The 13,329-nt window shown below is 55.8% G+C and carries 9 protein-coding genes; 1 reads left to right on the top strand and 8 read right to left on the bottom strand.

The features are described 5' to 3' along the window. Positions 1-77: 77 nt before the first annotated feature. The 5 genes from I6J19_RS08860 to lexA form a co-directional block, all read right to left on the bottom strand. On the bottom strand, positions 78-350 hold the full coding sequence (locus I6J19_RS08860) for an HPr family phosphocarrier protein (RefSeq protein ID WP_038628774.1): 273 nt from the start codon (positions 348-350) through the stop codon (positions 78-80). 140 nt (positions 351-490) lie between these two features. After that, the gene (locus tag I6J19_RS08855; RefSeq protein WP_052155605.1) at positions 491-2,650 is read right to left on the bottom strand and encodes a PTS fructose transporter subunit IIABC; all 2,160 of its coding nucleotides are present in this window, start codon (positions 2,648-2,650) and stop codon (positions 491-493) included. Positions 2,651-2,685: 35 nt separating this feature from the next. Then, positions 2,686-3,657 (bottom strand): 1-phosphofructokinase family hexose kinase, encoded by a 972-nt coding sequence (locus tag I6J19_RS08850; protein WP_038628776.1) that lies wholly within the window; start codon positions 3,655-3,657, stop codon positions 2,686-2,688. Next, entirely contained in the window at positions 3,654-4,433 is a 780-nt protein-coding gene (locus I6J19_RS08845) for a DeoR/GlpR family DNA-binding transcription regulator (RefSeq protein ID WP_016422628.1), read from the bottom strand. The genes I6J19_RS08850 and I6J19_RS08845 overlap by 4 nt, the downstream gene beginning before the upstream one ends. Positions 4,434-4,526: 93 nt before the next feature. Next, entirely contained in the window at positions 4,527-5,228 is a 702-nt protein-coding gene (gene lexA / locus I6J19_RS08840; protein WP_038628778.1) for a transcriptional repressor LexA, read from the bottom strand. Positions 5,229-6,093: 865 nt separating this feature from the next. On the opposite strand from lexA, the gene nrdR reads away from it, so the two are divergent. Further along, a complete protein-coding gene (gene nrdR / locus I6J19_RS08835; RefSeq protein WP_038628780.1) occupies positions 6,094-6,576 on the top strand; it encodes a transcriptional regulator NrdR in 483 nt (160 codons plus the stop codon). On the opposite strand, the gene hrpA is transcribed toward nrdR, so the two are convergent. From hrpA to I6J19_RS08820, 3 genes are all read right to left on the bottom strand, one after another. Then, on the bottom strand, positions 6,573-10,628 hold the full coding sequence (hrpA, locus tag I6J19_RS08830; protein WP_038628782.1) for an ATP-dependent RNA helicase HrpA: 4,056 nt from the start codon (positions 10,626-10,628) through the stop codon (positions 6,573-6,575). The genes nrdR and hrpA overlap by 4 nt on opposite strands. Before the next feature lie 93 nt (positions 10,629-10,721). Beyond that, positions 10,722-11,654 (bottom strand): oxygen-dependent tRNA uridine(34) hydroxylase TrhO, encoded by a 933-nt coding sequence (gene trhO / locus I6J19_RS08825; protein WP_038628784.1) that lies wholly within the window; start codon positions 11,652-11,654, stop codon positions 10,722-10,724. Positions 11,655-11,715: 61 nt separating this feature from the next. Continuing rightward, on the bottom strand, positions 11,716-13,218 hold the full coding sequence (locus I6J19_RS08820) for a DUF1846 domain-containing protein (protein WP_038628787.1): 1,503 nt from the start codon (positions 13,216-13,218) through the stop codon (positions 11,716-11,718). Between the last annotated feature and the right edge of the window lie 111 nt (positions 13,219-13,329).

Below are 13,329 nucleotides of genomic sequence, written 5' to 3'. Positions count from 1 at the left end.
GCAGGATCTTGTACGAATGCTTTACGACGGAACCCCGTGACCGTTGCCACGATGTTCCGTCGTTAAGCATATTGCTTTTAATCGCTCAAATCTTGGGCGATCAGCTGTGCAATCTGCTCCACCGCAACCGCGTTTGTACTGGTGATTGTGACTTCATCGCCATATCCTGCGCCGAGTGCCATCAGCATCAACGTTGAGGAAGCATCAGCCGGTTCGTTGTCGGGTTCGGGTGAATCAATGAGTTCGATCAGTATTTCTTCCTGAAATCGGGAGGCACGCTCAGCGATTACCGACGCGGGGCGGGCGTGAATACCCACCTTGGAGCCGACGTGGACGTGTTGCGTAGCCATGGGGCGGCACCTTGCCTTTCTGCTTCTCGATTTCCTCGACACCTGTTCAGAGCTTAATCGCTTGGCAGGTTGGGATGGGGCATGTTTGGTGAAGTTTGCAGGAATGCTTCTGCGGACGCAGCTGGGTTTAGCGAAAGAATTTAGGCGTCCGCTGAAATGTCTGCTTCTAGGTTTTGATTATCGGTACTGACTTGCCGCGGACACAGGCTTTTAGCTGCCACAACGAGAATTGCTGCCACTATGCTGCCCAAGACGATTGCAGCAAGCCATGCGACAGGATTGTCGATTGCAAACAGCACGAAAATACCTCCGTGTGGAACGCGTGTGGCGGCTCCTAAAACCATTGAAGTGCCACCGGTGACGGCACCGCCAATCACAATCGACGGAATCACTCGCAGCGGATCTGCGGCGGCGAAGGGAATCACTCCCTCTGAAATGAAGGCCGCACCGAGCACCCAGCCCGCTTTGCCGTTTTGACGCTCAGCTGAACTGAACAGCTTTGGTCGGAGTACAACTGCCAGCGATGTCGCCAACGGAGGTACCATGCCCGCCGCCATCACAGCGGCCATAATCTTCCATGATGCTGGATCTTCCGAGGCGATGTTTGCGACGGCAAAAAGATAAGCAGCCTTGTTGATCATTCCGCCCATATCTACGCACATCATTGCGCCGAGAAGACCACCGAACAGGAACGCCGCTGTCGTATCCAGTGATTGCAGCCACTGCTGCAGGGCCGTCATCAGCCATGCCAGCGGCATCCCGAGAAGCAGGTACATGGTGAGCCCAACGGCCATAGCCCCGAGCATAGGAATCACGACAACCGGCATCAGCGGTCGCAGCCAGTCCGGGACCTTCATCCTCAACAGTAGGGCTACAACTAGTCCCGCCAGAATGCCTGTCACCAGGCCCCCAAGGAAGCCGGCGCCAACCGTGACCGCGATGGCACCGCCAATGAAGCCGGGTGCAATACCGGCTCTGCCAGCCATGCCAAAGGCGATATAAGCACTCATTACAGCCACAATGACCTGCATGCCGTGGTTACCGATTGCAAAAAGCGTCGAGCCGAGATACAGCCACAGCCCACTACGGTCAACTAGCACGGTGCCGAGATTTTCTGTCGGCACAGTAATCGGAGCATCGAGTCCGATAACCTCCGGCAGCCGCAAATCCCTAGTCACGGCGTCAGCTACTAGACCAACCTGATGACCGCCGACGAGGAATCCCAGCGCAATCAACAACCCCGAAGCGGCTACGAACGGCACCATATAGCTGACACCGGTCATAATGGCGTCACGAACCCAGTGTCCGAAGGCTTTATCGCCGCTTAACGACGATTTACGCGCCCCCACCTTCGTAGTTGCTCGTACCCTCTCAGATGTAGGGCCTGCACCTGCATTACCGGTTTGCGAAGCGGCCTCTTTGTCGTGGTCATTCTTAGGTTGCGGCGCCTTTCGGTCGTAGGCGCGAACACGTGATTGTTCTGCTACCGCCTTCGCTTGTTCAATAACCGCAGTGGGCTCATTGACTGCCTTACGAATTGGCACTTTGACCTGTGGTTTATCGCTGAAGCGCTTAAGCCCCGTAACTCCAATATCGGCTGCGATTACTAGCACGTCGGCCCGGTCAATTGCTTCTGCGGGGGCTTCCTGGGTTCCTGCCGAGCCCTGAGTCTCTACAGTTAGCGTGACATCAGCCATGCTTTCTGCCGCGCCAGTAAGCGCTTCGGCTGCCAAATAAGTGTGAGCGATGCCCGTGGGGCAGGCCGTAATGGCGACAATATTGGTCTTCGCCGGAGGTTTTTTCGCTTTCCGACGAGGCGCCTTGGTGATGTGCTCGCTAATAATCCGGGCGGCCTCTTCATCGCTTTCAGCACCGCGAAGAGCTGCTCGAAACCCCTTATCGCGAAGTGCTTTTGCGAGTGCAGCCAGAATATCGACGTGGACATCGCTGTTGCTGGCTGGGACACCAATGAAAAAAAGCAGGTCCGCCGGCCCATCTGGTGTGGTGAATTCCGTAGCGCTTGTTAAGCGGACAAACATCAGGGTCGGCGTCGACCAGTCCTCATGGCGGCAGTGGGGGATGGCTATTCCGCCCGGCAGACCTGTCGGGGCCTTCTCTTCGCGTTTGAGGGCTGCCGCGACGATGCCGTTGCTGTCGGTGGCGCGGCCGGTCTCTACGGCTTTAGCGATGAGGTAGTTAAGGATCTTCTCCTTTTGTGGACCGACATCTAGGTCAAGGTACACTGTCGACTCATCGGCCAGGTCTGATGCAATAGCGGAAGAATCTGCCGAAGAAGACATGGTTTTCTAATGTTCCTTATCTAGGCATCGAAAAGCTAAGCGTCGAGCTGCCATAACCGGCCAGCCTCGGGGCGAACCTGTTCTGGATAGGGGATGGTCGTACCGGGAAGACTGGTTGCCGCCGCCCCATAAGCCACGGCGGTGGTTAGTGAATCTTGGTGACTATCACCGCGTTCGCGGGACATAACGTAGCCGGCCAAAGCACAGTCTCCAGCACCGACCGTGGACTGAGCGACTATCGAGGGTGAGGTAGCAGCGAAACAACCGCCTGACTTCACTGAAAGTACCGCCCCTGCCTCGCCGAGAGTGGCAAGGACTTCGGAAACACCAAGTTCGTTCAGTGCACGAGCAGCTTGCGCTACGGGAAGATAGTTCCCTTCGGCTGCAGCGGCCTCAAGTTCTTCGCCGTCCTGATCAATGATTTGGCCAAGTTCGTAGGCGTTTGGCTTCATCAAAAAAGGCCGCACCTTCGGAAATGCGCGAACGACCTCAGTCAGTGGGCCGTCGCTAGTGTCCATAGCAACACGAATATTCGGGTTGACCGAATACACCGCTTCGGTGCATTGAACGTAAAAATCCCGGGGGACGCCAGGGGGCAGTGAACCTGCGAAAACTACCCACGTGGCGCGTTTAGCATGGTGGATAAGCTTCTCCAGGACACGTCTACGGTGCGCTTTTGTCAATGTCATGCCAGGGGAATTGAGCTTGGTGGTCGTCCCATCTGGCTCTGCGAGTGTGAGATTAACGCGGGCTTCGTTAGTCGTGTTGATGGCTTCGTGGGGGATGCCAGAGACTTCCAACAGACGTGTGAATTTTCCGGAGTCTGATGCCGGGTAGAGCGCGAGCGTCTTTTCTCCCGCGTAGTGCAACGCCTTGGACACATTAATTCCCTTGCCGCCAGCCATGTCCTCAGCCATTGGTAGGCGGAACACTCCACCTCGCTTGAGCTCCGTATCGAGGCGAGCAAGTCGATCGATTGACGGATTTACAGTCAAGGTCAGGATCATGAAGCAACCACGACCTCGACACCTTGCTCCCTGAGATCGTTCACGAATTGCTCCGGGGCAGAGGAATCTGTAATCACGACGTCGATATCTTCCAATGCCGCAAAACTGACAAGGAAGTCACGGCCGAGTTTCGTCGAGTCCGCCATAACGATGACCTTGCGCGCATTCGTGATCATCGCGCGCTTTACCGCTGCTTCCTGCGGATCAGCAGTAGAAAGACCGTGGTCAATTGTCAAGGCATTAGAACCAATGAAAGCGACATCGGCACGCATAACCGCAAGAGTACGGAGTGCGGTATCGCCAGCAACCGCCTGAGTAATGACGCGGACTTGGCCGCCAAGGAGTTGAAGCTCAATGCGGTTCGATCCTGCGAGTGTGATGGCGTTGGGAAGAGAGTTTGTGACAACCGACCAACGGCGGTTATCAGGGGAGTGGACCATCAGCTCTGCAAGAGCCTCGGTGGTAGTTCCGGCATCGAGAAAAATTCCACCACCAGAGTCAGGTAGAAAATCGGCAGCACAGCGGGCAATAGAGAGCTTCGCGTCTTTCTGCGCGTTCTTTCGAGCGGCAACTGAAAACTCAACAGTCTGAAAAGAACGAGTAGCTACAGCGCCACCGTGTACACGGTGAACTGCGCCCTCTGCATCCAACTGAGCTAGGTCACGGCGAATCGTCTCTGCTGTGACATCGAAAGCTTCCGCAAGATCAGCGACCGTCACGCGCCCTTCGACTGCTGTCAAAGACGCAATCTTCCGGCGGCGTTCCTCTGCGTACATTCCCCGCTCCTTAGCTGTTAAGAATTCTCAGCTTTACTACCTGTTTCCAGTATGCCCGTTTGTGTCTGTTTCGGGCAACGAAAATGTGGGAAATTAGAGACTGCGTAGGACGCTGACAATCTTGCCGAGGATCTTGGCGTGCTCTGCGGGGAGCGGGTCAAATGCGCGATTATGGGGCATTAGCCACTTGCCAGCAGCGTCTTCGTGCCATTCCTTGACTGTTGCTTCATCTTCAAACAGGGCTGCAACAAAGTCGCCCTGTTCGACCACGTCTTGGGAACGGACTACCACCCAGTCTCCGTCGAGAATGCCTGCGTCAACCATGGAATCACCCACGACCTTGAGTAGGTACAGCTGACCAGAGCCCGTAATCTCCATCGGAAGTGCCATATGACTTTCCACATGCTGTTCCGCCAAAATGGGGTTGCCAGCCGCAATCTGTCCAACGATAGGAACGAAGATTGGCTCTGGCATGTCCTCTGGTATCTCGGGAGTTTGGGTGCTGCCAGTGGCCTTTGGCCCAGGCTTTACCGGAGTGAAAGTGCCAGCTGAGGATTTCGAATCCCTTACGTTTACCGCACGGGGTTTGTGTGGGTCGCGGCGGAGAAAGCCCTTCTTTTCCAACTCCTTGAGTTGGTATGCCACCGACGAGGTGGAATTCAAGCCCACGGCATCTCCAATTTCTCGAATGCTCGGTGGGTATCCGCGAAGTACGACGGCATCCGAAATGACATCAAGAATGCGACGCTGCCGATCGGTGAGTGTTTTAGGGTTCGCTTTCTTCTTTTGAGCCATGGAACATCCCTTCTCAAACTCTTTCGAATGAATGATAGCTCAAAACTGTTCGAATCGTCGAGCATCGAACACCGCACGTCCTTGGATTCTTTGGAAAAAGTCTGCGTAATCCGTGCTCGGAGGCCGTGGCGGTTCCGAAAATCGAAAATAAAACCGGATAGCAGTAGACAACGTTCGAACATGGTGTTATAAATCGAACATGACAAGTTACTCGAACAGTCGTTTGATGAAAAGGTCTAGACGGATTCTCTGCATCCGCCCTTGGACATAGTCTCCAGAGCGTCGGGAAACGGTCGTACAACTCTTATTCTCTCCAGGCCGGCAACGGTGGGAGAGTCAACGTTGGAAAGGGAGAAAACATGATGTCTACGGTTTCAACCGCACTAGGTGTTAGCAGCGCATCTGATATTGACTTTTCTCAAGTTTCCGAGCCCTCTGCTCGGACGACACGGAAAGCCCCGTTGGTGTGGGGTGAACGTAGTGCGTCTTGCACGCAGCACATCGTTCGGCCCGGTCAGCGTGCACGTATTGCACAGCGCAATCGCGATGGGGCTTCATCGGCGCGAATGCGGAGGGACAGGTCGCGGCCTAGTCATGTCTCGGTCAACTACGGGCGCCCGTCTCTACCTGTTAGCAGGGCGCAGCAGTCCAATCGTAGTGATGTATCCTCAGGCACTAACCTGACTCGTTTGATGGCGGTATGGGCTCTAGGGCTTGGTGTTTTCTTCGGAGTTTTCGGCAGCGTGGTCTTTGAACAAGGGGAAAGTGAGACAGTCGAAAGCACCTTTACGTCTACGTACGCTTCCTACTCCGCGCAATAATCATTCCGGTTTCCGGCGTTGGGGTTGGACGTAGACTGGAGGCTGTGTATTGCCAGTTTTGTCACCATGATCAGACACGAGTCTTGGACTCACGGTTAATAGATAACGGTATGGGGATTCGTCGCCGGAGAGAATGCCTGAATTGCGGTAAACGTTTTTCTACGATTGAACGCTCGCAGCTGATGGTTGTTAAACGGGATGGAATCCCTGAGGAGTTCAACCGTGAAAAGGTTATCCAGGGTGTTCGACGTGCGTGCCAGGGGCGTGAAGTATCAGAGTCTCAGCTGAAGAAGCTTGCACAAAAAGTGGAGGAGAGCCTCCGCGAGAAAGGCACGCCTCGGGTGGACTCAAATGATATCGGTCTCGCCATCCTTGAACCATTGAAAGAATTGGATGAGGTGGGTTACCTCCGGTTCGCTTCCGTCTACAAGTCATTTTCTTCGGCGGATGACTTCATCCAGGAAATCTCCAGCATGCGCAAAGGAAAGAAACCACAGGCGCATGGCAAGGAAGCGGAGATGCCTTAGCGCAGCTTATCCACACGTTTTTTTATTCGGGTCAGGGAAACACTGTGGGCTGTTCCCAAACGCTGGGCAAAGAGGCTGACGCGTAGCTCTTCGATAAGCCACTGAATATCCCGAACTTCCGCAGAATGCGCTCGCCCCTTGGGCAGCCGCTCGAGTTTCGCAGCTAAATATTCACGAGCCTCAGTAACCTCATCTTCACGGTCCGCATCACGGCCGGGATCGCGGTTCATTTCCTCAAGGCGAATCTCCATCGCTTGTAGATAGCGTGGCAAATGACGCAGGTGCTGCCATCCGTGCTTGGCCACCGCTCCCTTGGGGAACATGAACTCCAGCTGGCGACGCATATCGTCAATAGCATCGCCTTCCCACTTATCCAGCTGATTAGTCACCGAGACATAGGCCGGCATGGCCTGTGCAATGCCGACAACCAACTGGCGTACCTCCGAGGCGACACCGGAGCGAACCTGTTCAAGTAGCTTGTTGAATTCTTCGGGGGATCGTACCGGGCCACCAGCAGCTATCATGCAATCGCGGATTACTGCGACGCGGCAGTCTTCGACGAGTCCATCTGCGCCGCCATGCGGCCACGCATCCACACCAACGCGTTGCTGAAGTGGAAGTCCCTTAGTCATTTGTGCAGCGTTGACGGGGCATTCGCGCAACAACATAGTCAGGTTGGTAGTTGCCAATGTGGCCTCGGCCTGGGCCTTAGTTGGTTTGACTTCGACGGCCACGCCATCCTTAGTGGTCACAAGCGTCGGATACATGGTGACCGATTGACCGTCGACAGTACTTTTGACTGTCTCTGCCACAGTGCCGAGATTGTCCGAAGTCCATTTTTTCACGGCTTCGTGGGCTGCAGACTTTGCACGCTTCGAAACGGCAGTCGAGACAGTTGCCGCGTGCTTAGCGCGCAAGGGGGCGAGATCACGGCTCTGATCGACAATATTGCCGTGTCGGTCGATAACCGCATAGTTAAAGCGCAGGTGCGCTGGCAGCTTGGACGGGTCAAAATCGGCTCCATTGATGCCGGAGCCTCCGAGCCGTCGTAAAGCATCGGCGAAAACATCAACGAAGCGCCCTGAATACGGCGTCATTGTCTCCAGCGCGCGGCGTGCGAAATCCGGCGCGGGGACAACTGACTTACGCAGAGCCTTCGGGAGAGTGCGAATATAGGCTTCTGCGAGCTCGGCGCGCAGACCGGGAACCTGCCAGTCGAAGCCATCTTCACGCAGACCCGCCAGGAGAGGAACCGGGACGCGAAGGGTTACGCCGTCATCAGGAGCTCCCGGTTCGAACTTATAGGACAGCGAGAAATCGACGGAGCCCTGCTGCCACATTTCGGGGAAGGCATTGTCATCGATATCGCCGGCATCCGGATTGAGCAGCTTGTTCGGATCGAAATCGAGGAGATTCGGCTGCTTGGGTTTGGTCTTTTTCCACCAGCGGTCAAAATTGGCTGCAGTGGTAATGGAAGCAGGCAACTTGGAGTCGTAGAACGCGTAAAGAACATCGTCGTCGACGACAATCCCGCGGGACCGCTGCTTTTCCTCGATCTTCGCAGCTTCGGCCAGCTTGTCTTGGTTGTTCTTGAAGAACTCATGATGAGTGTTCCACTCGCCGTCGACAAGTGCGCAGCGGATGAACATAGAGCGTGCGGCATCCGCATCAACACGGTGATAAGGCACCAGTCGGTCAACGACTACGGGCACGCCGTAGAGCGTCGACTTCTGGTAAGCCATAGCCGCACCGCGTTTAGCCGACCAGTGCGGTTCCGAGTACTGATGTTTCAGCAGGTGAGGAGCCACCTTTTCGACCCATTGAGGCTGAATGGTGCCAACGTTTCGAGCGAAAGTTCGAGAAGTCTCGACGATCTCCGCAGCCATCACCCAGCGGGGTGGCTTCTTCGCCAGCGCGGACGAGGGGTGAATGAGGAACTTCGTGTTTCGGGTGCCAGTAAATTCCTTGCCCTCGCCCTCGCGCGTACCAATCATCGATAACAGACCCGGTAACAGCGACTTTGCCACCTCGTCGGGATCGTCGACACCGCTGGTTAAGCTGCGGGCCGAAAGACTCCAGCCCAGCTCAGCCGTTGCCTGGTGGAGCTGACGCACCAAGTCCTGCCACTCGCGAACGCGCAGATAGTGGAGGTACTCGCGTTTGCACATCTTGCGGAACTGGTTACCGCTAAGCTCGCGGCGCTTTTCCTCCAGGTATTCCCAGAGCTTCAGCAGGGAGTTGAAGTCGCTGGTGGTGTCCTTAAAACGGGCATGTAGCTGATCTGCCTGAGCTTGGAACTCCAGCGGACGTTCGCGAACATCCTGCAAAGACAACGCGGCGACAATGACGGTCACAGCCCCAAGAGTGGTGTTTTCGTACCCTTCGACCAGCATGCGGGCAAGGCGCGGGTCGACAGGTATACGGGCAATCTGTCGGCCGATGTCCGTCAGCTCGGGGGCGTCGGCACTGGCGCCGGAGTCAGATTCACGGCCTCTCCCAGACGCCGACGTGGTGGTAATAGCCTGAAGCTCTGTGAGCAGGTTAATGCCATCGCGCACTGCCTTGTGCTCTGGTGGCTGGACAAAGGGGAAGGCCTCAATCGCGCCAAGCCGCAACGAAATCATTTGCAGTACAACCGAAGCGAGATTGGTGCGCAGAATCTCCGGATCCGTAAACTCGGGGCGAGAGAGAAATTCCTCCTCGCTGTAGAGACGAATCGCCACGCCATCAGCTACACGACCACAGCGTCCAGAGCGCTGATTCGCGGATGCCTGGCTGATGTCCTCGACTGGCAGGCGCTGCACCTTCGTGCGGGTGGAGTACCGGGAAATGCGTGCGGTACCAGTATCGACGACGTACTCAATACCCGGCACCGTCAGCGACGTCTCCGCGATATTGGTCGCCAGCACAATGCGGCGCCCGGAGTGCGGGGTGAAGATTCGGTGCTGCTCTGCATTAGATAGCCGACCGAACAGTGGAACGGCTTCTACACCCTTCCAGCGCCTGCCCTCGATGGCTTCGGCTGCTTCTCGGATCTCGCGCTCACCCGAAAAGAACACCAGGATATCGCCGTCGCCAAGCCGCATGAGCTCCTCGCACGCAGCGATAACACCATCGATCTGCTCGATGGCGACTTCCTTTTCTTGCCCATTTTTCGCAACAACAGTCCGCACCAGAGGGCGATAGCGGATTTCCACCGGGTAGGTGCGCCCTGACACCTCGATGATGGGCGCAGTGTGCTCGTCGTCAGGCGCGAAATGACGGGCGAACCGTTCCGGATCAATCGTCGCCGAAGTGATAATGATCTTCAGATCTGGGCGCTGCGGCAGAATATGCTTTAAATATCCCAGCAGGAAGTCGATGTTGAGGCTGCGTTCGTGCGCCTCATCGATGATGATGGTGTCGTACTCACGCAACAGTCGGTCGCGGCCAATTTCGGCCAGCAGGATACCGTCGGTCATCAGTTTAATGCAGGTATCCTTGCCCACGCGGTCATCAAAACGCACCGCATAACCGACGTGCTGTCCAATCTTCTCGCCCAGCTCATGGGCAATTCGCTCCGCCACCGAACGCGCCGCAATACGACGTGGCTGCGTATGGCCAATCTTGCCCCGCACCCCGCGTCCCAGTTCTAGGCATATCTTCGGGATTTGGGTAGTTTTACCAGAGCCAGTCTCACCAGCAATAATGACGACCTGATTGTTCTCAATCGCCTCTGCAATATCGTCGCGGCGGGCGGACACCGGCAACTGCGCCGGGTAGGTGATGCGAGGAATCGCATTACGACGATCTTCTAACCGCTCCAGCGCAAAGTCGAGGTCTGCAGAGATTGCAGACAGCGCCTTCGGCGCGGATGCTCGCTTTAGCCGACGTCGGAAGGACTGGGCCTCCCGAATAGGTAATTGATCAGCGAGCTGGTAGAGCTCCTTTTTACGCGTGTCCTTAGCAGGCTTGTCAGAGCGCTGCGGCCTGGCGGAATTGCGATGGCGGGAGTGGTGGTTTCCCGACTGGACACGTGGAGCTGGTTTATCAGAACGGCTAGGAGTAGTCATGGTTGCCTACTAGATTAGCCGTGTCTTGGTAGACAACCCACATCTGTGCTGATTGGAGACGCTCAAGATGGTCCGATGGCAGCAGGAAGCGTCCTACTTTGCGGCTGCTAGCTCTTCGGCAACTTCCTTGCAGTCCTCGCGCCCACAGTGCTGTGTCTCGGTATCCTCCCAGCAGTCATCGCAGATAAGCACCTGTCGACGGCAGGTGTCTTCGTTGATGCAGTTTTGGAAGGTGTTTGTGGGCTTGCCGCAGTGGACGCAGTGTCCGAGCTGTACGTAGTCCTCATCTTCGATGCCATCGCCAAACTCCATATGCATGCGCTTGTCGAAGACATAGAGAGAGCCTTCCCACAGCCCCTTATTGCCAAACTTTTCGCCGTAGCGGACAATACCGCCGTCGATTTGGTAGACCTCTTCGAACCCGCGGTTCTTCATAAGCGCGGAGAGGATCTCGCAGCGGATGCCGCCGGTGCAGTAGGAAATAATCGGCTTGTCCTTCATCCAGTCGTACTTGCCGGATTCCAGTTCGTCGATGAAGTCGTGCGTGGTCTTTACGTCCGGGACGACGGCGTTTTTAAACTTGCCAATCTCGGCTTCCATTGCGTTGCGGCCATCGAAGAAGATGACATCGTCGCCGCGTTCTTCGACCAGTTTATTGACCTCTTCTGGCTTCAAATGTGTGCCGCCGCCAATGACACCTTCGGTATCGACTTTAAGCTCGCCCGGAGCACCGAAAGCGACGATTTCGTCGCGAACCTTGACGGAGAGTTTCGGAAAGTCATCAGCGCCGCCTTCGCTCCACTTGAACTGCATGGAGTGAAAAGCGGGGTACTGCTTGGTTTTCTTGATGTACTTCTTACAGGCATCGAGATCACCTCCGACGGTGCCGTTGATGCCGTGCTCGGACACCAGAATGCGACCTTTAAGCCCTAACGATTCGCAAAGATCGCGCTGCCACAGCATAATGGCACGCGGATCGGACAGCGGGGCGAACTGGTAGTACAGAAGAATCTTGCTGATGCTCACGGGGACTATTCTAGTCTGCTCTCCCAGTTATCCTATTTTCGACGTGAGCTGGTGGTCTGGTTTAGTGCTTCTGATAGAGTGCCTTTTTCTGGTACTTGGGCTCGGAAGTAACTAGGACACCGAGGTTGCGGAAAATTGTTTCGTCCACGCTGCCGAGAATAGTGGTGGTGTGGACATCGCAGTTTCGAAGGTTCTTCAGCTCGGCGAGGGCTGCGCGGGCGTCGTCGCTGGTGGCCGCCGACACGGAAAGGGCGATAAGGACCTCGTCGGTATGCAAGCGGGGGTTGCGGCTGCCCAGGTGATGCGTCTTAAGCGTTTGAATTGGCTCGATAGCAGCAGGGGAGAGCAAGTGTAAGTCCGGGTCGATATTGGCGAGCTTCTTGAGAGCGTTGAGCAGCATTGCTGCTGAGCATCCGAGCAGCTCAGAGGTCTTGCCCGTGATGATTGTGCCATCGTGCAATTCGATTGCACTGCCCGGCGCCCCGGTAGATTTCTCAACTTCAAGTGCTGGTGCGACGACTCGGCGGGCAGCTGTCGACACGTTGGCCTTGCTCATAATCATGGCAATGCGCTGCGAAACTTCGTCGTCTGCGCTGTTCTTGTGTTCGTCGACAAGAGCCTTGTAGTAACGGCGAACGATTTCTTGGTTGGATGCCTCTCGGCACACTTCGTCATCGTCGATACAGTAACCGGCCATATTGACGCCCATGTCGGTCGGTGACTTGTACGGCGACTCGCCCGCGAGCTTCTCCAGCAGGGTGCGCAGCAGTGGGAAGACCTCGACATCGCGGTTATAGCTGGTGACCTTGGTGTCATAGGCGGCCAAATGAAAAGGGTCGATGAGATTGATGTCATCGAGATCAGCCGTTGCCGCCTCGTAGGCCAGATTTACCGGGTGTTCGAGCGCCAGGTTCCAGATAGGGAAGGTCTCAAACTTTGCGTAACCGGAACGAATCCCGTGTTTGTGGTCGTGGTAAATCTGCGATAGACAGGTCGCCAGCTTTCCGGAGCCCGGGCCCGGCGCTGTGACAACGACCAAGTCCCGCGTCGTTTGCGCCCATTCATTCAGTCCGAAGCCGGCTTCACTGACAATTTTCTCGGTGTTTGTTGGGTAGCCCTCGATATTGCGATGGCGGATTACGCTCAATCCGAGTCGCTGCAGGCGCTCAATGAAGTTCTTTGCCAGGGTGTTGTCGTCGGAAAGCTGTGTGACGACGACGCTGCCGACAACAAACCCGCGTTCACGAAAAACATCGACGAGACGCAGCACATCGTCTTCGTAAGTGATGTCGAGGTCAGCGCGGACCTTGTGGCGCTCCAAATCCTTGGCATTGATGCACACCATGATTTCCAGATCGTCCTTGAGGCGATCGAGCATAGCGATTTTATTGTCAGGTGTGAAGCCTGGGAGAACACGCGAGGCATGCATATCATCAAATAGCTTGCCGCCCATTTCGAGGTAGAGCTTGCCGCCTTCACCTGCGATGTCTGCGCGCCGCTTCTTAATATGAGCGGATTGCATTTCGATGTACTTCTCGCGGTTAAAACCGACAGCCTGACCCATGGTGCCCTTTCTGAAGTTGTGTCTGCGGGGAGCGCGCTAAATATTGCGAAATTCTACTGTGCCCATGGTAGTGATACCGCCTTGCGAATGTCGTATCGGTTACTGCTGTCG

The organism is Corynebacterium amycolatum, from assembly GCF_016889425.1.
Taxonomy (GTDB): Bacteria; Actinomycetota; Actinomycetes; order Mycobacteriales; family Mycobacteriaceae; genus Corynebacterium; species Corynebacterium amycolatum.
Note: the sequence above shows the minus strand (reverse complement) of the source record. Positions and strands in the feature narration are given on the sequence as shown.

Coding starts and splice junctions, on each gene's coding strand:
- I6J19_RS08860 (WP_038628774.1), bottom strand. CDS start 350: ATGGCTACGCAACACGTCCACGTCGGCTCCAAGGTGGGTATTCACGCC.
- I6J19_RS08845 (WP_016422628.1), bottom strand. CDS start 4,433: ATGTACGCAGAGGAACGCCGCCGGAAGATTGCGTCTTTGACAGCAGTC.
- hrpA (WP_038628782.1), bottom strand. CDS start 10,628: ATGACTACTCCTAGCCGTTCTGATAAACCAGCTCCACGTGTCCAGTCG.
- lexA (WP_038628778.1), bottom strand. CDS start 5,228: ATGGCTCAAAAGAAGAAAGCGAACCCTAAAACACTCACCGATCGGCAG.
- I6J19_RS08855 (WP_052155605.1), bottom strand. CDS start 2,650: ATGTCTTCTTCGGCAGATTCTTCCGCTATTGCATCAGACCTGGCCGAT.
- I6J19_RS08820 (WP_038628787.1), bottom strand. CDS start 13,218: ATGGGTCAGGCTGTCGGTTTTAACCGCGAGAAGTACATCGAAATGCAA.
- I6J19_RS08850 (WP_038628776.1), bottom strand. CDS start 3,657: ATGATCCTGACCTTGACTGTAAATCCGTCAATCGATCGACTTGCTCGC.